The sequence below is a fragment of the Sedimentimonas flavescens genome, from assembly GCF_019264375.1.
In the GTDB taxonomy this organism is placed as follows: Bacteria; Pseudomonadota; Alphaproteobacteria; order Rhodobacterales; family Rhodobacteraceae; genus Rhodobacter; species Rhodobacter flavescens.
Map to the genome: position 1 here is coordinate 40,433 of NZ_JAHVAI010000011.1, position 18,976 is coordinate 59,408.

Annotated in this window: 15 protein-coding genes; 10 read left to right on the forward strand and 5 right to left on the reverse strand. The window is 65.9% G+C overall.

Features of this window, described 5'->3' with window-relative positions:
• The first annotated feature begins 66 nt into the window (after positions 1-66).
• The 3 genes from KTQ37_RS11620 to KTQ37_RS11630 all read left to right on the forward strand — a co-directional run bounded on the left by KTQ37_RS11620 (position 67) and on the right by KTQ37_RS11630 (position 4,936).
• Positions 67-1,380 (forward strand): efflux RND transporter periplasmic adaptor subunit, encoded by a 1,314-nt coding sequence (locus KTQ37_RS11620; protein WP_218630688.1) that lies wholly within the window; start codon positions 67-69, stop codon positions 1,378-1,380.
• Positions 1,377-4,493, forward strand: coding sequence for an efflux RND transporter permease subunit (locus KTQ37_RS11625; protein ID WP_218630689.1), 3,117 nt, complete (start codon positions 1,377-1,379; stop codon positions 4,491-4,493). The genes KTQ37_RS11620 and KTQ37_RS11625 overlap by 4 nt, the downstream gene beginning before the upstream one ends.
• A gap of 80 nt (positions 4,494-4,573) precedes the next feature.
• The gene (locus tag KTQ37_RS11630; RefSeq protein ID WP_218630690.1) at positions 4,574-4,936 is read left to right on the forward strand and encodes a DUF4177 domain-containing protein; all 363 of its coding nucleotides are present in this window, start codon (positions 4,574-4,576) and stop codon (positions 4,934-4,936) included.
• Here the strand turns inward: KTQ37_RS11630 and KTQ37_RS11635 are convergent.
• Complete coding sequence (locus KTQ37_RS11635) at positions 4,933-5,202, reverse strand: BolA family protein (RefSeq protein ID WP_218630691.1); 270 nt, start codon at positions 5,200-5,202, stop codon at positions 4,933-4,935. The two genes, KTQ37_RS11630 and KTQ37_RS11635, sit on opposite strands and share 4 nt — an antisense overlap.
• A 111-nt stretch (positions 5,203-5,313) precedes the next feature.
• Here KTQ37_RS11635 and KTQ37_RS11640 point away from each other — a divergent pair, with 111 nt between their 5' ends.
• Positions 5,314-5,937 carry a DnaJ domain-containing protein gene (locus KTQ37_RS11640; RefSeq protein ID WP_218630692.1) on the forward strand — a complete coding sequence of 208 codons (624 nt, stop codon included), beginning with the start codon at positions 5,314-5,316 and terminating at the stop codon, positions 5,935-5,937.
• 24 nt (positions 5,938-5,961) lie between these two features.
• Here the strand turns inward: KTQ37_RS11640 and KTQ37_RS11645 are convergent, their stop codons facing one another.
• Positions 5,962-6,939: a DUF808 domain-containing protein gene (locus tag KTQ37_RS11645; RefSeq protein WP_218630693.1), complete on the reverse strand. Its 978-nt coding sequence runs from the start codon at positions 6,937-6,939 to the stop codon at positions 5,962-5,964.
• 198 nt (positions 6,940-7,137) lie between these two features.
• Between KTQ37_RS11645 and KTQ37_RS11650 the strand changes: the two genes are divergently transcribed.
• From KTQ37_RS11650 to KTQ37_RS11665, 4 genes are all read left to right on the forward strand, one after another.
• Positions 7,138-7,782, forward strand: coding sequence for an outer membrane protein (locus KTQ37_RS11650; RefSeq protein WP_218630694.1), 645 nt, complete (start codon positions 7,138-7,140; stop codon positions 7,780-7,782).
• A 140-nt stretch (positions 7,783-7,922) separates the two neighbouring features.
• Positions 7,923-8,897 carry a cobaltochelatase subunit CobS gene (cobS, locus tag KTQ37_RS11655; RefSeq protein ID WP_218630695.1) on the forward strand — a complete coding sequence of 325 codons (975 nt, stop codon included), beginning with the start codon at positions 7,923-7,925 and terminating at the stop codon, positions 8,895-8,897.
• 192 nt (positions 8,898-9,089) lie between these two features.
• Positions 9,090-10,964, forward strand: coding sequence for a cobaltochelatase subunit CobT (gene cobT / locus KTQ37_RS11660; RefSeq protein WP_218630696.1), 1,875 nt, complete (start codon positions 9,090-9,092; stop codon positions 10,962-10,964).
• Positions 10,964-12,769: an aminopeptidase P family protein gene (locus KTQ37_RS11665; protein WP_218630697.1), complete on the forward strand. Its 1,806-nt coding sequence runs from the start codon at positions 10,964-10,966 to the stop codon at positions 12,767-12,769. Before cobT ends, KTQ37_RS11665 begins: the two co-directional genes overlap by 1 nt.
• Here the strand turns inward: KTQ37_RS11665 and KTQ37_RS11670 are convergent, their stop codons facing one another.
• Entirely contained in the window at positions 12,770-13,939 is a 1,170-nt protein-coding gene (locus KTQ37_RS11670; RefSeq protein ID WP_218630698.1) for an acetate/propionate family kinase, read from the reverse strand.
• Complete coding sequence (locus KTQ37_RS11675; protein WP_218630699.1) at positions 13,936-15,324, reverse strand: bifunctional enoyl-CoA hydratase/phosphate acetyltransferase; 1,389 nt, start codon at positions 15,322-15,324, stop codon at positions 13,936-13,938. Before KTQ37_RS11675 ends, KTQ37_RS11670 begins: the two co-directional genes overlap by 4 nt.
• Before the next feature lie 203 nt (positions 15,325-15,527).
• Here KTQ37_RS11675 and KTQ37_RS11680 point away from each other — a divergent pair, with 203 nt between their 5' ends.
• Positions 15,528-16,922, forward strand: coding sequence for an FAD-binding oxidoreductase (locus tag KTQ37_RS11680; protein ID WP_218630700.1), 1,395 nt, complete (start codon positions 15,528-15,530; stop codon positions 16,920-16,922).
• Positions 16,919-17,308 (forward strand): SgcJ/EcaC family oxidoreductase, encoded by a 390-nt coding sequence (locus tag KTQ37_RS11685; protein ID WP_218630701.1) that lies wholly within the window; start codon positions 16,919-16,921, stop codon positions 17,306-17,308. The genes KTQ37_RS11680 and KTQ37_RS11685 overlap by 4 nt, the downstream gene beginning before the upstream one ends.
• Here KTQ37_RS11685 and recN read toward each other — a convergent pair whose 3' ends face one another.
• Positions 17,309-18,958, reverse strand: a complete 1,650-nt coding sequence (gene recN, locus KTQ37_RS11690; protein ID WP_218630702.1) for a DNA repair protein RecN — start codon at positions 18,956-18,958, stop codon at positions 17,309-17,311. It lies immediately after the preceding gene.
• Positions 18,959-18,976 lie beyond the last annotated feature (18 nt).

Sequence of the window (18,976 nt, forward strand, 5' to 3'; positions counted from 1 at the left end):
ACTACCCTTCGGCGCATCAACATGATCATATGCACAAGTATGAATTTATTTGCGCGAGGGATTGCGATGTGGACTTGGCAGATGGTGGCGCGGCGTGGGCTCGCTGTGGCGGCTCCGACGGCGCTCGGGGTGCTCAGCATCATGTGGTCCGGCAGCCTCGCGCAGCAGCCCGCGGCGAAAGACACCCTGCGCACACCGCCGCAGGTCCGCGTCATCACGATGGCGCCGATGGACATTATCCCCCGCGTCTCGGGCTATGGCACGGTCGAGCCGGCACGTGAATGGCGCGCGGTGGCCCGGATCGAGGGCGAGATCGACTGGACCATCGACGGCCTCGCCCCCGGCCTGATCGTCGGTGCGGGCACCTCGCTTGCGCGGATCGACGACAGCGGCCTGCGCCTCTCGCTGGCGCAAACCGATGCGCAACTGGCCGCGCTTGAGGTCAAGGACCAGACGATCGCCGCCTCGATGGCGCTGGTGCAATCCGATCTTGAATTGGCCCAGGCGGATCTGACGCGGCAGGAAAAGCTTGCGCAGCAAGGGGTTGTGACCGCAGCAAGCCTTGAATCGGTGCGCAGGCAGGAACTGGCCGCGCGCTCGAAACTGGTCGAGACCCAAAACCAGATCGCCCTGAACGCCGCCGAGCGCGACGTGCTGCGCGCCCAACGCGCGACACTTGAGCGCGACCTCGCCTTTGCCGATATCCACACCCCCTACGATCTGCGCCTGACCGATGTAAGCGCCGAGATCGGCCAGTATGTCGCGCGCGGGCAGACCCTTCTGGCCGCCGAGGGCACCGAGGCCGTTGAGATCGCCGCGCAGTTCCCCATCGGACGCATCGGTCCGCTGATGCGGGCGATGGCCGAGGGAAGCTCTGTCACCGATCTGACGGCACGTATCCGCCTGCCCGCCGCCGATCACAGCGTCACATGGAAGGCGCAGGTCGTGCGCATGGGCGAATCCATTGACCCGCGCACCCAATCGAGCGCCATCGTCGTGCGCGCGGAAGACCCGCTGTCGCAGGCTGAGGCAGGCGCCCGCCCGCCCCTGCGCCGCAACATGCTGGTGGAGGTAGTGCTGAGCGCGCCGAAAACCTCGGCGCTGGTCGCCCCGCTCGACGCGGTCGTTGGCGGTTCGGCGCTGGTGGTGTCCGAAGAGGGCAAACTGGAAAAGCGCCCGGTCACGCTTGGCTTCACGCTCGATGAGATCGCCGTGGTGACCGAGGGCCTGGCCGAGGGCGACAAGCTCGTGGTGGCCGACCCCAGCATCGCCGTGCCCGGAATGGCGGTGAAACCGCTTGAGGACAAGGCCACGCTTGCCGCCTTGGCCGCCGCCGCGACAGGCGGCGCCGCTGGCAAGGGCAAGGGAGCCTCGCAATGATCCGCCTCTTTGCCGGTCACCCGACCGCTGCGAACATCCTGATGATCGCGCTGATGGTGCTGGGGCTCGTGGCCCTGCCGCAGTTGCAGCGCGACACCTTCCCCGAAACGCCGCCCTCCGAGGTGCAGATCCGCATCGCCTACCCCGGCGCCTCCCCCGCCGAGGTCGAGCGCGGGATCTGCGTCGTGGCCGAAGACCCGCTGCGTTCGGTCACCAACCTGGCCGAGCTGAGCTGCCTTGCGCGCGACAATACCGCCATCATCACCGCCGAGATCATCGAAGGCGCCGATATGACGCGCTTTCACAACGACCTGAAGGCGGCGGTGGACGCGATCACCAGCTTCCCCGACAAGGCCGAAGCCCCCGTGACCCAGATCATCGAGCGCATCGCCTCGGTCGCCTCGGTCGCCGTGACCGGCCCCGAAGACCGCATGGTCCTGCTCAGCTACGCTGACGCGTTGGCCGAACGTCTGCGCACCGATCCTGCGATCACCCAGGTCAGCGTCTCGGGCTTTTCCGAACGCGAGATCAGCGTCGAGCTGGATCCCTCGGCGGTCGAACGTTTCGGGCTTTCGGCTTCGGATATCGTCACGCTGATCGGACGCGACAGCCTCGACATGCCGGCGGGCACGGTTGAGGGATCGAACGGCGATGCCAGCCTGCGCTTTCTGGGCGAGAAACGCTCGGTGCTGGAACTGGCGCGCATCCCGGTCGCGGGAACCGCAAGCGGCGCGCAGCTGTTGCTGGGCGATATCGCCACGATCAGCGAGGGTTTCGCCGACCCGGCGCAGGCCGCGCTTTACAACAACCGCCCCGCCGCCATCGTCAGCGTCAGCAAGACCGATGCGCAGGACGCGCTGCGCGTGAAGGCGGCGCTTGACCGGCAGGTGGCTGCGGCACAGGCGGAAGCGCCCGGCAATATCACGCTTGCGATCTCGCAGGACTCGACGTCGAACATCACCGACCGTCTGCGCATCATCGCCGTCAACGGGGTGCAGGGCCTGCTTCTCGTGCTGGCCTCGATGTGGCTGTTCTTCGGGTTCCGGATGTCGTTCTGGGTGGCGATGGGCCTGCCGGTGTCGTTCCTGGGCACGATCTTCGCGATGCAGTATCTGGGCTATTCGATCAACATGATGACCATGGTGGCGCTTTTGGTCGCTATCGGCCTGCTGATGGATGACAGCATCGTCATCTCGGAAAACATCGTGCGGCGCAGGCAGAGCGGCGAGGCCGGGCTGACCGCTGCAGTGAACGGCGCGCTTCAGGTTGCGCCGGGGGTTGCGGCCTCGTTCCTGACCACGGCAATGATCGTGGGGCCGCTTGGCTTCCTGCAGGGCTCCATCGGGGGCGTCTTGAAATACATCCCGATCGTTCTCTTGCTGACCCTGATCGTCAGCCTGGTCGAGGCTTTTCTTGTCCTGCCGCATCACATGCACCACGCGCTGCGCCACGATCTGAAGCCGGGGCGTGTCAGCACCGCTGTGAACAACGCCTTTGCAAGGTTGCGCGACGGGGTCGTGGTGCCGCTTGCCGCGCTCAGCCTGCGCAATCGCTACCTGACGCTTGGGCTTGCGATCTTTCTGGTGCTGTTCTCGATCGCGCCATTAGCGGGCGGGCTGATCAAGTTCCAAAGCTTCCCGTCGCTGGAAAGCGACACGGTCGAGGCGCGGCTGCTGCTGGCGCAGGGCTCTCCCTTCGAGCGGACCGAGGCGCGGGTCGCCAAGGTTGTCGCGGGGCTCGAAAAGCTCAACGCCGAACTCTCCCCCGAACAGCCCGAGGGTCAGGCGCTGGTGCAAAGCTTCACCGTCACCTACAGCGTCAACGCCGACACCCCCGAGACCGGGCCGCATATGGCCACCGTCAGCGCGCGGCTACTCCCTGCGGGTGTTCGGGTGACCGAGGTGGGCGCGATCCTTGACCAGTGGAAAAAGGCCACCGGCCCGCTGCCCGACATGGCAGCACTCCGCTTTACCGATAAGGAGCGCGGCGCGGGCGGCAAGCCCATCGACATCCGTCTGCAGGGCGAAGACCTCGATGCCCTCGCCGCCACGGCCAAGGAGATGCGCCAGTTTTTCCGCGGTTTCGAAGGTGTGCGCGATGTGACCTTCGATCTGCAACCGGGCAAGCGCGAGTTCATCGTCACCCCCCGCCCGGCCGCTGCCAGTGCGCTTGGCGTTTCGGCGCAATCGATCGCGAGCGAGCTGCGCGCGGCGTTTCGCGGCGACACGGCCTTTGAGTTTCAGGACCGGCTTGGCGGGCTCGAAGTCGTTGTGCGCCTGAATGAAGAGGCGCGCCGTAGCCTGGCCGATATCCTCGATCTGCGGGTGCGTGCGTCGGACGGCACGGCCGTGCCGCTTTCGGCGGTGGCGGATGTACGCATGGATCGCGGCTATGCCTCGATCAACCGGGTCGACGGCCAGCGGTCGGTCGCCGTGCAGGGCTCAATCAACACCGCGGTTGCCAATTCCCGCGAGCTGATCAGCGCGCTCAAGTCCGACTACCTGCCGACCCTGGCCGAGAAGCGTCCCGATGTCCGCGTCAGCTTTCTGGGCGAGGCCGAGGATGCCGCGACGACCGGCTCGTCGCTCGGGCGCAATCTCGGGATCGGCGTGATCGGGGTCTTCCTGATCCTCGCTTTCCAGTTCCGCAGCTTCCTGCAACCCGTCGTGGTGCTCGCGGCCATTCCGCTGTCGGTGATCGGCGTCATGTGGGGGCATCTCCTGCTTGGCCTGCCGCTTTCGCTGCCCAGCCTTGTGGGCATGGCGACGCTGGCCGGGGTCGTGGTGAACAACTCGATCCTGCTGATCGCCTTCATCAAGGAGCGTCTGGCCAAGGGCGACACGCTGGAGGACAGCGCCGTCAGCGCGGTGCGCGACCGTTTCCGGGCGATCTTCCTGACCTCGCTGACCACGGTGGTCGGCCTTGGTCCGCTGCTCTTTGAAACGAGCACGCAGGCGCAACTGTTGCGTCCGATCGTGGCCAGCCTCGCTTTCGGCCTGACATCGGCGACGCTGCTCGCGCTGCTGGTTACCCCGGCGATGGTTGCGATCCTGCATGACATGGGCCTGTTCAGACACGAACCCGAGGAAGACCCCGTGCTGCAACAGGCCTGAGCGAAAGCCCGCCCCTCACCCTCTCGTTAGTTGACCGGGGCGGGTCTTCGGGTATGAAGCCCGCAAAGTGAGGTGTTTCGATGCAGAGCTATGAATACAAGGTCGTCCCGGCTCCGATCCGCGGCGAAAAAGAGCGTGGCGTGAAAACCGGCATCGATCGCTTTGCCCATACGCTGACGCATATGATGAACGATCTCGCACGCGAGGGATGGGAATACTGGCGCGCCGAGACCCTGCCCGCCGAAGAACGCAGCGGGCTGACCTCGAAGCACACGGTGTTTCACAACCTTCTGGTGTTTCGTCGCCCCTTCGCGGCGGGGGCCCGCCCCGAGCCGCTCAAGCTGACCAACGAGACCGCGCAAACGCCTTTCAAGAAGATGCTCTCGGCGCTGTCGCCCGAGGGGCGCGCGCCCCGCGTCGGTCCGGCCGAAGACGAGGCCTAAGCCTCGAATTCGATCGCCAGGGCGTGAATACGCCCGATCAGTTCAGCGCCAAGCGCGTCATGCACCGCGCGATGGCGCGCCACGCGCGACAGACCTTCCAGCGCCGAGGCCCGCAGACGGATGCGGAAATGGCTTTCGCCCCGCCGCGCGTCCTCGGAATGATCGGCATGCAGCGCGCTTTCATCGATCACTTCCAGCCGTTCGGGCGTCAGAACAGCCAATCGCGCGCGGATCTCGTCCGCAACCAGAGTTTTTCCGCCAGCCATCTTCCGGCCCCCTTTCTTCTTGCGCCAATTGCTCTATCCTGCGTGGCCCGAGTCGTTCAGGGCGTCAAGTGGCGCACCGACCCAACCAAGACTGATTCACAAGAGGCCCGCATGAGCAAGAGCGACCCCTTCGGCTTCAACATTTCGGCGGCGGCGGACAAGAAACGCCGCACGAAGGGCAAGCGTGGCATGTCCGGCGCCTTCGAGACCTCGACGCGGGTCTGCGACAAGGAGGGCTGCACCGAGGCTGGCCAGTATCGCGCCCCCAAGAGCCCGAAGGTGCTCGATGACTACTTCTGGTTCTGCAAGGATCACGTGCGCGAGTACAACCTGAACTGGAACTACTTCCAGGGCCAGTCGGAAGAGGAGTTTCAGGCTTTCCTCGACAACGCAACCGTGTGGGAGCGCCCGACCAAGCCGTTCAACCGCGCCAATGACGAAAAGCTCGGCTGGTCGCGCCACGGGATTGCCGACCCGCACGAGCTTCTGGGCGCCAATGCGACGCAGAACCCCGGCCGCACCCTTAGCCGCAAGCTGCCCCCGACCGAGCGCCGCGCGCTCGATATTCTCGAGGCCAAGGACAGCATGACCAAGGCCGACATTCGCAAGAGCTACAAGGCGCTGATCAAGGTTCTGCACCCCGACATGAACGGCGGCGACCGCTCGCATGAAGAGATGCTGCAAGAGGTGGTCTGGGCCTGGGATCAGATCAAGGACTCGCGCAACTTCAAGTGACGCGCTTGGGTGTTGGGCGGGGTGTCAGTGCCCCGCCTTGCCCTTCCCGCCGAACGACATGATTACCGGGTCGATGACCTTGGCGACCAGCGGGATCAGAAGCAGCCCGAACGCCAGCCCGAAGATACCGTCAAGGAACGCCGTGGTTGCCCAGCCCATGAAGCCCGACAGGCTTTGCGGCACCGCATGGGCCACGGCTTCGGCCTGGTGGTGAATCCAGTCGTAGGGCGCGTGCCAGAGCGTCTCGGCCAGACCATGTAGCACGATCGAGCCGCCGACCCAGATCATCGCCGCCGTGCCGACGACCATCAGCGCCTTCATGAACAGCGGCATGAACGAGACGATCCCGCGCCCGAGCGCCCGCGTAACCGACAGCCGCCCTACCCGCGCCAGCCACAGGCCGACGTCGTCCGCCTTCACGATCAGCGCGACACCGCCGTAGACCACAACCGTGATGCCGATACCGACAAGCGCAAGCGCCATGGCCTCCATCCACACCGGCTGTTCGGGCGGCAGGGCGGCCAGCGCGATCGTCATGATCTCGGCCGAGAGGATGAAGTCGGTCTTGACCGCGCCCGCGATCTTCTCGGCCTCAAGATGCTGCGGATCGCCGCCGCCCTCGACATGGCCATCGGCATAGGGTTCGTGCGGGAAAAACAGGTGCCAGACCTTCTCCGCGCCCTCAAAGCACAGATAGGCCCCGCCAAGCATCAGAAGCGGCGTGATCAGCCAGGGCGCGAAGGCCGACAACAGCAGCGCCGCAGGCAGCAGGATCAGCAGCTTGTTGCGGATCGAGCCAAGCGCAATCTTGCCCACGATCGGCAATTCGCGCGCGGGAGCAAAGCCGTGGACATATTTCGGCGTGACGGCGGCGTCGTCGATCACCGCACCCGCAGCCTTGGCACCCGCCTTGGCCGCCTGCCCCGCCACGTCATCGACCGAGGCCGCCGCTATCTTGGCGATCCCCGCCACGTCGTCGAGTAGCGCGAGAAGTCCGCTCATATTCCTGCCCCTTGTTGTTGGCGCGGATCCTAGCCAGTAGCCTTGAGAGACGCAACGCGCCCCAACGCGCCGTGCCCATTCCCTTCCGCACCAAATCGTGATCGCCCTCCGCGTTGTCAACCTCGGCTGTTTTGACGCGGCGACCATGGTGTTGACCTTGCGTCACCAAAAAAAGAGGAACTTCACGGAGATTTCAATATGAGCACCTTCAAGATACTGGCAGGCGCCGTGACATTGGGCCTGCTGGCAGCCACAGGAGCGTCGGCACAGGATTTTTCTGGCGCCTACGCGGGGATGGGGCTGACCTATTCCGACGGCAAGACCGACGCACACTTCGGCATCGCACCGACTTACGAGTGGGGCGATGACAGCCACGACCTTGACGGAATGGGGATCGCGGGCCTCGTCGGCTATAACTGGCAAAACGGAAGCACCGTCTACGGCGTCGAGGGCGGGCTGGGCTATGCCAATGCCGAAGGCGACGACGGGTTCTACAGCGGCTACAAGAACGGAACCAAGATCGGCACCACCGCCTACCTCGCGGGGCGCGTCGGTGTGGTCTCCGGAATGGGCCTGTTCTATGGCTCGCTCGGGGTGTCGGCAGCACGCACTGAACTGACCGAAGTTCAAGTGCCCGACGGACCCGTGACCGATCGCAACAAAGTCACCTATACCGGTCCGCGGCTCGCGATCGGCGTGGATTATTCGATCGGTGCAGGCATGCTGCGCGCCGAAGTGGCGCATGTCAGCTACAACGAAAAGAACACCAGCTACGACGGCTACGACATCCAGTCTAAGCTCAAGCTGACCACTCTGACGGTCGGCTATCTGATGAAGTTCTGACCTCACGCCCCCGGACGCACGAGGGCGGCCCGGCGGGCCGCCCTTGATCACTTTTCCCTTGTTCCCGACACAATCCGCCCCCTTGCGCGCCCCTGTCCGATGGTCCACAAATCCAGTCGACCGCAGAAAGGACGCTCCACATGCTCGACCAGAACGCCAAACCCACCGAAGACATCGACGTTCGCGAGGTTTTCGGCATCGACAGCGACATGAAGGTGCGTGGATTCGCCGAGCGGACCGCCCGCGTGCCGGACCTTGATCCGACCTACAAGTTCGATCCCGACACCACGATGGCGATCCTCGCGGGCTTTGCCTACAACCGTCGCGTCATGATCCAGGGCTATCACGGCACCGGCAAATCGACCCATATCGAGCAGGTCGCTTCCCGCCTCAACTGGCCCTGCGTGCGCGTCAACCTTGACAGCCACGTCAGCCGGATCGACCTGATCGGCAAGGACGCGATCAAGCTGGTGGATGGCAAGCAGGTCACCGTGTTCCACGAAGGCATCCTGCCCTGGGCGCTGCGCAACCCGACCGCCATCGTCTTCGACGAATATGACGCAGGCCGCGCCGACGTGATGTTCGTGATCCAGCGCGTGCTGGAGGCCGACGGGAAGCTGACGCTGCTCGACCAGAACGAGGTCATCACGCCGAACCCCTATTTCCGCCTCTTTGCCACCGCCAACACGGTCGGCCTTGGCGACACCACGGGCCTCTACCACGGCACGCAGCAGATCAACCAGGGCCAGATGGACCGCTGGTCGCTGGTCGCGACGCTGAACTACCTCAGCCATGACGCCGAGGCCGCGATCGTTCTGTCGAAATGCCCGCATTACAACACCGAGAAGGGCCGCAAGCAGATCAACCAGATGGTGCATGTGGCCGACCTGACGCGCACGGCCTTCATGAACGGCGATCTTTCCACCGTCATGTCGCCCCGCACGGTCATCGCCTGGGCGCAAAACGCCGAGATCTTTCGCAACGTGGGCTACGCCTTCCGTCTGACCTTCCTCAACAAGTGCGACGAGTTGGAGCGCGCCACCGTGGCCGAGTTCTACCAGCGCCTGTTCGACGAGGAACTGCCGGAAAGCGCCGCGAACCTGACCGCCCGCTAAGCGCCCGATGATCGCGTGCCGAAAGCCGCTCGGCACGCAGTCAGCTTCGATTTCAGCTCATGCCACGGCGTAAAGGATAAAGCGGCATCTCGGGGCGGGGGTAGTTTCGCCCTACCGCCCCGATCGCCTACCCTCGCTTCGCCCAGCCGTCTTGCCCCTTTCCCGCCGCCGGCAAACTTCGCATAAAGAGACATGAGCAAACCCATCGACAACCCCGCCGATCCGTTCAAGAAGGCGCTCGCCGAGGCGACAAAGACGCTCGCCGACGCGCCCGACCTGACGGTCACCTATACCGTGGATCCCTCCGGCGTGGCGGGGGACACGATGCGTCTGCCGCAGGTCAGCCGCCGCATGACCCGCGACGAGATCCTGCTGGCGCGCGGAACGGGGGATGCGCTCGCGCTGCGCAAACGTCATCACGATGCGGGCGTCGGTGCGCGCTACCAGCCCTCGGGCGAAATGGCCCGCGCGCTCTACGAGGCGATGGAGGGCGCGCGCTGCGAGGCCCTTGGCGCGCGCGAGATGCCCGGCACGCTCTCGAACATCGACGCCAAGATCGCCTGGGAGGCCGAGCGCAAGGGCTATGCCCAGATCCGCAGCCAGTCCGATGCACCGCTCGCCGTCGCCGCAGGCTATTTCGTGCGCGAGTTGGCGACGGGCCGCAAGCTGCCACCGGGGGCGGCGAATGTGCTTGATCTGTGGCGCCCGTTCATCGAGCAATCGGCGGGCGACGATCTTGAGGCGGTGAACCATGTGCTTTCCGATCAGGCGGCCTTCGCGCGTATGGCGCGCAAGGTGATTGCCGATCTGGGCTTTGCCGATCAGCTTGGCGACGACCCCGACGAGGAGATGGACGACGAGTCGGATTCGGAAGAGGCCGAGAACGATCCCGATTCCGGCGATCAAGAAAGCCGCGATCAGGACGAGAGCGACGACAGCGAAGCCTCGCCCGAGCGTAGCCAGGAAGAACAGCAGGACCAGTCGCAGACCTCGGTCAGCATGGACGACACGGCCGATCAGGAGATGGGCGAAGAGGTGGACATGCCGCAGGCGGATGCCCCACCCGAGCCGCCCTCGCCCCCGCCCGCCTCGCTGGCCGATCCGAACTACAAGGTCTTCTCCCCCGAATTCGACGAGGAAATCCGCGCCGAGGATCTGGCCGAGCCGGTCGAACTGGAGCGCCTGCGCGCCTATCTCGACCAGCAGCTTGAGCCGCTGAAGGGCGCCGTTTCGCGTCTGGCCAACAAGCTTCAGCGTCGCCTTCAGGCGCAGCAGAACCGCAGCTGGGAATTCGACCGCGAAGAGGGGATGCTGGACGCCGGGCGGCTGGCCCGCGTGGTGGCCAACCCGACGACACCGCTTTCGTTCAAGATCGAGAAGGACACCGAGTTCCGCGACACGGTGGTGACGCTGTTGCTTGATAACTCGGGCTCGATGCGCGGCCGCCCGATCTCGATCGCCGCGATCTGCGCGGATGTTCTGGCGCGCACGCTCGAACGCTGCTCGGTCAAGGTCGAGATCCTGGGCTTCACCACCCGCGCCTGGAAAGGCGGCCAATCGCGCGAGAAATGGCTGGCCGAAGGGCGCCCACAGCAACCCGGCCGCCTGAACGACCTGCGCCACATCATCTACAAGGGCGCCGATGCGCCATGGCGGCGGGTGCGCTCGAACCTGGGCCTGATGATGAAAGAGGGCCTGCTGAAGGAAAACATCGACGGCGAGGCACTGGAATGGGCGCACAAGCGGATGCTGGCCCGCCCCGAGGCGCGCAAGATCCTCATGGTGATCTCGGACGGCGCGCCGGTGGACGACTCGACCCTATCGGTCAACCCGGCGATCTACCTTGAGAAGCACCTACGTGACGTGATCGCCATGGTCGAAAAGCGCCGCGCAGTCGAACTGATAGCCATCGGCATCGGCCATGACGTGACGCGCTACTACCAGCGCGCGGTCACAATTACCGATGTCGAGCAACTGGCCGGTGCGATGACCGAGCAGCTTGCAAGCCTCTTCGACAGCGACCCGCGGGCGCGGGCGCGCGTTCTGGGCATGCGGAAGGCCATGTGATGTTTCAGGATTTCACCTCGAAATCCGCCCCCGAGAACGGCCCGCCCCGACTGGCTGCCTTGCGCGTCCAGATGCAGCGCGCGGGGCTGGATGGCTTTTTCGTGCCGCGCGCCGATGCCCATCAGGGCGAATATGTCGCCGAGCGTGATGCGCGTCTGGCCTGGCTGACGGGCTTTACCGGCTCGGCGGGTTTTTGCATTGCGCTCAATGACCGCGCGGGTGTGTTTGTCGATGGTCGCTACCGCGTTCAGGTGCGCGCCGAGGTGGATCTGTCCGCCTTTACACCCGTGAACTGGCCCGAGACCAAACCCGGCCCCTGGCTGCGCGAGGCCCTGCCGCAGGGCGGGCGCGTGGGCTTCGACCCCTGGCTGCACACCCGGCGCGAGATTGCCGAGATTGAGAAGGCGTTAGAGGGTTCCGGCATCGAGCTGACTGACTGCGAGAACCTGATCGACGCGATCTGGGCGGACCGGCCCGCACCGCCCTCGGCCCCTGCGCGCATCCATCCGATGTCCTTGGCGGGCGAAGACAGTGCCGCCAAGCGCGCGCGCATCGCGCAGGGGCTGCACCAACGCGGTGTCGCGGCGGCCGTGCTGACGTTGCCGGATTCGATCTGCTGGCTCCTCAACATTCGCGGTGCGGATCTTCCGCGCAATCCGTTGGTGCAGTGCTTTGCCGTCCTGCACGACAATGCCCACCTGACGCTGTTCGCCGACCCCGCCAAATTCTCGCCCGATCTGCGCGCCCATCTGGGCGCCGAGGTAACCCTGCGCCCGGTCGAGGCCTTTGCCCCCGGCCTGCGCAGCTTGATCGGCCCGGTGCAGGTCGATCCCGCCTCGGCTCCTGTCCAGATCGGGCGCGAGTTGGAGGCAGCCGGGCATCAGATCGTCTGGGCCGAAGACCCCTGCATGCTGCCCAAGGCCTACAAGAACCCCGCGGAGATCGCCGGGATGGAGGCGGCCCATCACCGCGATGCCTGCGCCATGGTCGAGTTCCTGTGCTGGCTTGACGAAACCGCGCCGCAGGGCGGGTTGACCGAGATTGACGTCGTCACCGCCCTTGAGGGCTTCCGGCGCGCCACGAACCAGCTGATCGACATCAGCTTTGACACGATCTGCGGCGCGGGTCCGAATGGCGTGATCAACCATTACCGCGTGACCGAGGCGACCAACCGCCCGGTGATACCGGGTGAAATCCTGCTGGTCGATTCGGGTGGACAATATGCCGACGGCACCACCGATATCACCCGAACCGTCGCTGTCGGCCCCGTGCCCGAGGATGCCCGCGCGCCCTTCACCCGCGTATTGCAGGGGATGATCGCGATTTCCCGCGCGCGTTGGCCCAAGGGGTTGGCGGGGCGCGACCTCGATCCCCTCGCGCGCGCGCCTTTGTGGATGGCCGGGCAGGATTACGACCACGGCACCGGCCATGGCGTCGGTGCGGCGCTTTGTGTGCATGAAGGCCCGGCGCGGATCTCGCGCATTTCCGACGTGCCGCTGGCCCCCGGCATGATCCTGTCGAACGAACCGGGCTACTACCGCGAGGGCGCCTTCGGCATCCGCATCGAGAACCTCGTGCTGGTCGAGGATGCCCCCGCCCTGCCCGGTGGCGACGCGCGCGCCATGCTCGGGATGCGCACCCTGACGTGGGTGCCGATTGACCGGCGGCTGATTGACCTTGGCCTGCTCAGCGGCGCCGAGCGCGACTGGCTCGACGCCTATCATGCCGAGGTCTGGCTCCGCGTCGGCCCGCATGTGTCAGAGGCGGCGCGCGATTGGCTCCGGGCCGCTTGCGCGCCGCTCTAGTTACTGGGCCAAAACCGCCGTGGCGGCGCGGGCGATCACGATCTCCTCATTCGTCGGGATGACCATGACCCGCACCTTGCCGGTCGAGATCGTGCGCGCATGGGCGGCGTTGGCCTCGGGGTCGATCTCGATCCCCAGCCACTCCATCCCGGCGCAAACCCGCGCACGGGTCCCCGACGAATTCTCGCCGATCCCGCCACAGAAGACCACGCCATCGAGCCCGCCAAGCGCCGCGGCCATCGCCCCCAACTCGCGCTTGATGCGGAAGCAGAAATAATCGATCGCCTCCTTCGCATGCGGGTCGTCCGAACCCTCAAGCGTGCGCATGTCATTCGACACACCCGACATGCCCAGAAGGCCGGACTGCTTGTACAGCAGATCCGAGATTTCCTGCGCGCCCATGCCCTTTTGGTCCATCAGGTAGAGCACCACGCCGGGGTCCAACTCGCCCGAGCGGGTGCCCATCGGCAGCCCGTCGAGCGCAGAGAAGCCAAGGGTCGAGGCCACCGACTTGCCATCCATCAGCGCGCACATCGACGCACCCGAGCCGAGATGCGCCACGACCACCCGGCCTGCGTGCAGTTCGGGCTCGGTGCGCGCAAGCTCGCCATGAATGTAGTCGTAGCTGAGCCCATGGAAGCCGTAGCGGCGCACGCCTTCCTCGTAATAAGCGCGCGGCAGGGCGTAGGTATCGGCCACAAACGGGTGCCCGCGATGAAAGGCGGTGTCGTAGCACACGATCTGCGGCGTGCCGGGGAAGGCCTCAATCGCGGCGCGCACGCCCGCAAGGTTATGCGGCTGGTGCAGCGGCGCGAAGGGCGCAAGGCGCGCAAGGTCTTTCATCAGCGCCTCGTTCACCAGTTCGGGCGCAGCGTGCTCGATCCCGCCATGCACGATCCGGTGGCCCACGGCGATCACCTCAAGACCCGGAAAATCCGCCTCGAACACCTCAAGCGCGGTTTTCAGCGCCTGCGCATTGGTGGCGAAATCGTTCGGCGCATGTTCGGGCACCGGTAGCGCTCGGCCCTCGGCATCGGCGATCTTCATCGCCGCCTCGCGCCGCCCGATCCGGTCTACGTGCCCGATCGCAAGGGTCTGCAAATCTTCGGTGAACAGCCCCAGCTTGAGCGAGGAACTTCCCGAGTTCAGCGTCAGGATCGCGCGGCTCATCGCATGGTGCCCTTCAGGTAGTGGTAGTTGATCGCCGCGACCGCGGCCGAGGCCAGACGCGCCATCGAACTGTCAGAACGCGAGTTCAGGATCACCGGCACCTTGGCGCCCAAGACCAGACCGGCGCCTTCGGCATGGCTGATATAGGCCAGTTGCTTGGCCAGCATGTTGCCCGCGTCGATGCCCGGAACCACAAGCACCTCGGCATGGCCGGGCACCTCGCCACGCAGCCCCTTGGTGCGCGCGGCGCCGATATCCACGGCGTTGTCCATCGCTAGCGGCCCATCGACGATGCCACCCTTGATCTGCCCGCGCTCAGCCATCTTCGACAGCAGCGCCGCGTCGATGGACGAGGGGATCGCGGGGTTCACCGTCTCGACCGCGCTCAGAACACCGACCTTCGGCACTTCGATCCCGATCGAGATCGCGAGGTCGATCGCGTTTTGCACGATGTCCACCTTGGTTGCCAGATCAGGCGCGATATTGATCGCGGCATCGGTCACCAGCAGCGGATGCGGCACACCGGGCACGTCCATCACGAAGATATGGGTGAAGCGCCGCCCGATCCGCAGGCCGGTCACCTTGTCAAGCATCGGCTTGAGCAGATCGTCGGTATGAAGATGCCCCTTCATGATCGCCTCGGCCCGGCCCTCATTGACCAGATCGACGGCCATGCGCGCCGCTTCGCGATGCGTCAGCGCGGGCAGGATCTGGTAGGCATCAAGCGACTTGCCCACCTCTTTCGCGGCCTTGGCGATCTTGTCGGGATCGCCGATCAGAAGCGGCGTGATGATCGCATGTTCGGCCGCGATCAGCGCACCTTCCAGCGCGTGGTCGGCCTCGGGGCAGACAACGGCGGTTTGCAGCGCGGGCAGCGCCTCGGCCTTCTCCAGAAGAGCCTCGAAATGGCGGTGGCGCTGTACGATCAGCCCGGGCACGTCCAGCTCTTCATAGCGTACCCGCCGGGCGGGGGCCTGCACGCAGGCCTCGCCATCGACGATCAGCGCATCGTCGCCAACGCGGCGCGCCTCAGTGGCCAGCGTCACACAGCCATCGGCGGACTTGCTGACAACGGTAACGCGCGCCACCAGTTCCTCGCCGGCATGTGCGCGCGCGTGAAAGGTCAGGTTTTGCGAGCGGTACAGCGTGCCGGGCCCCGGCAGCAGGTTTCCCAGGACGCTGGTAATCAGCGAGGCGACGAAAATCCCCGGCGCCACGGCTTCTTTCACCCCGTCACCATCGCCATCCTGCGCGGCAAGGTGAACCGGGTTATGATTCCCCGATGCGGCGGCGAAGACGTAGAAGTCATCGGCCGTAAGAAGGCGGCGCAGTTCTGCGCTCATGCCCGGTTCAAGCTCATCCCACATCCGGCTTTCGAAGATCATTCCATTCTCCATGCGTTCCTTCCGGCTCGGGTTTTCTAGCCCCGCTCCGTGAAACTTAAATAAACGACCGAGTTCAATTCCACATTGATCATGGACAAGTTTTCTGCGTCGGCGAAATTTTTCCGCATCGCGGCACAGAAGATCGTGCCCCCTTCCCCCCGGAGGTGCAACTGCCTAAGAGTCGGGCAACACAGGAGAAGCCGATGCCGCTCGAAGCCGCGATTGCCGAAATCGAAACCCTGCTCGGAACCCGTCTCAGCCGCACCCAGGCCGAGCGCGATCTGCACAGCCGGTCCGAGACCTACTTCGGCCCGACGCTGCCCGATGCCGTGGCCTGGCCGGAAACCACCGAGGAAATCAGCGCCATCGTCAGCATCTGCGCGACATTCGGCGTGCCGATCGTGGCCTGGGGTGCGGGCACCTCGCTTGAGGGGCACGCGCTGACCACCCATGGCGGGATCTGCCTCAACATGAGCCGGATGAACCGGGTGCTTGAGGTCAGCCCCGAGGACATGCTCGCGGTCGTGCAGCCGGGCCTGACCCGCGAAGAGTTGAACACCGAGCTGCGCGCGACGGGCCTGTTCTTCTCGGTCGACCCGGGGGCGAATGCCTCGCTTGGCGGCATGGCGGGAACGCGAGCCTCTGGCACAACGACAGTGCGCTATGGCTCGATGCGCGACAATGTCGCGGCGCTTGAGGTCGTGCTGGCCGACGGGCGGATCATCCGCACCGGCTCGCGCGCGGCGAAATCGGCGGCGGGCTACGATCTGACCGCGCTGATGCTAGGGTCGGAAGGTACGCTTGGCATCATCACCGAACTGACCCTGCGCCTGCATGGCCAACCCGAGGCGATCTCCTCGGCGGTTTGCGCCTTCGACACGCTTGAGACCGCAGTGGAAACCGTGCAGATGACGATCCAGATGGGTATTCCGATGGCCCGGATCGAGTTCGTGGACGAGGAAATCGCCCGCGTCTTCAACAAGATGAACGGCACCGCGATGCCCGAAAAGCCGCATCTGCTGATCGAGTTCCACGGCTCGCACGATGGCGTGGCCGAAGACAGCAAGCGCTTCGGCGAGGTTGTGGCCGAAATGGGCGGCGCAGATTTCCAATGGGCGACCTCGACCGAGGAGCGCAACCGCCTGTGGAAGATGCGCCATGGCGCCTATACCGCCTGCCTCGCCTCGCGCCCCGGCTGCATGGGGTTGGTGACCGACGTCTGCGTGCCGATCTCGCGCCTGGCCGAAGCTGTGGCGGCCGCGCGCGCCGATATCGAGGCCGAGGGCCTGATCGGCCCGATCCTCGGTCATGTCGGCGACGGCAATTTCCATGCAATCTTGCTGCTCGACCGTGAGAACGCGGACGAGCTGGCCCGCGCCAAGCGCGTCGCGCAGAAGCTGGCCGAGCGCTCGCTGGCCATGGGTGGCACGATCACCGGCGAGCATGGCGTAGGCCTTGGCAAGCGCGGCCTGATGACCGCCGAACATGGCGAGGGCTGGCAGGTCATGGGCGCCATCAAGGCCGCTCTCGATCCGCTGAACATTCTCAATCCGGGCAAGGTCGTGCCCGATCTGCCGCTGCCGGAGAGCGCGAAATGAGCCTAGCCACCCCCGCCGATCTTCCGCGCTTTTTCGCCGCCGCATGGGGCGCGCGCGACGCCCGCGCCATTGCCGCGCTGTTCTCCGAGGATGCCGATTTCCTCAGCCTGACGGGCGGCACGGCCGAGGGCCGCCGCCAGATTGCCGAACTATTGGCCAGCGAACTTGCCGGGGCCTTTTCGCGCGCGCGCCTTGTCACCGGCAAGACCAAGATGCGCACCATTGGCTCGGAGGCGGTCGTGCTGATTCAGCGCTTCGTTCTGACCGGGATCGTGCACGAGGACGGATCGGACGCGGGCCGGATTGGCGCGATCCTCTGCGCAACACTGGGTATCGGATCCGAGGGCTGGCAGGTCGTCGCCGCCCAGTTCGTACCCGAGGGCTGATCAGCCCGCCAGCAGGGCTTCGGCTGCGGCGCGGGCGGCGTCGGTCACTTCGGCGCCCGCGATCATACGCGCGATCTCGTCGCGGCGCTGATCGGCCGCCAGCGCCACCACTTCCGAAGTGGTCATGCCATCCGAGACCGATTTCTGCACCCGGAAATGGTGATTGCCCCGGGCCGCGACCTGCGGCGAGTGGGTCACGACCAGCACCTGCGCGGTTTCCGACAGCCGTGCAAGACGCCGCCCGACAGCATCGGCGGTCGCCCCGCCCACGCCCCGGTCGATCTCATCGAAGATCAGCGTCACCGCATCGGCGCCACGCGCCAGCACGACCTTGAGCGCAAGCAGGAAGCGCGACAACTCGCCGCCCGAGGCGATCTTGTTGAGCGGCCCGGCTGGCGCGCCGGGGTTGGTCGCGACGGTAAAGGCCACCGCGTCGCTGCCCTCGGGGCCTGCCTCGCCCGGTGCGATCTGGGTTTCGAACACGGCGCGTTCGAGCTTGAGCGGCGCAAGCTCCGCCGCCATCGCGGCGTCGAGACGCCCGGCCGAAGCCTGACGCGCCTCGGACAGCCGCGCGGCAGCCTGCGCATAGGCTTTCTCGGCTACGGCCATATCTGCCTCAAGCCGCGCGATATCCCCCTCGCCCGCATCCAATGCGGCAAGGCGGGTACGCAATTCCTCGGCGAAACCGCCCAGATCGTCGGGCAGCACACCATGCTTGCGCGCCAATGCCCGGATCGCGAACAGGCGTTCCTCGCAGGCTTCCAGCGCGCGCGGGTCAAAGGATAGCGCATCCAGCGCAGTCTCGACGCCCTGTGCGGCCTCTCCCAACTCGATCAAGGCCCGATCAAGCGCGCCGAGCGGCGCATCGAGCCGCCCCTCTGCCCGGTCCGCCGCGCCCTGCAACCAGCGATCGGCGTCGCGCATCGCGCCCTCGGCCCCCTCGGGGCCAAGCGCCTGCAGGGCCCGCGCCACATCCTGACGGATCTTTTCGGCACCCTGCATCAGGCGGCGTTGCGCATCCAGTGCGGCCTCTTCGCCGGGTTGCGGATCAAGCGTGTCCAACTCACCCACGGCATGGCGCAGGAACTCTTCCTCGCCCTTGATCGCGGCCAAGGCTGCCTGCGCAGCGGCCAGCCTGCGCGCGGTAGCACCGCGTGCCGCCCAAGTCGCACGCACGGCGGCCAGAAGATCATCGTGGCCTGTGAACGCGTCCAGCAGTGCCCGGTGACCGCGCGCATTCAAAAGCCCGCCATCATCCTGCTGGCCATGCAACTCGACCAAGGTCGCCGAGACCGCCCGCAAGACCTCGCCCGAGGCGCGCCGGTCATTGATCCAGGCGGTCTTGCGCCCGTCGGCGGCATTGACGCGCCGCAAGATCAACTCGTCGCCCGCAGGGATCCCGACCTCTTGCAGAACTTGCCGCGCGGGATGCGTCTGCGGCAGGTCGAACACCGCCGTCACCTCGCCCTGATCGGCGCCCTTGCGCACCAGCTCGGCCCGCCCGCGCCATCCCAGAACGAATCCAAGAGCATCGAGCAGGATCGACTTGCCCGCCCCGGTTTCACCCGTCAGCACGTTGAGCCCGGAGCGGAAGTCCAGCTCCAGCCGCTCGATGATGAGCATGTCCCGAATGTCGAGCGTGCGCAGCATAGCAACCCCTCAGGCCAC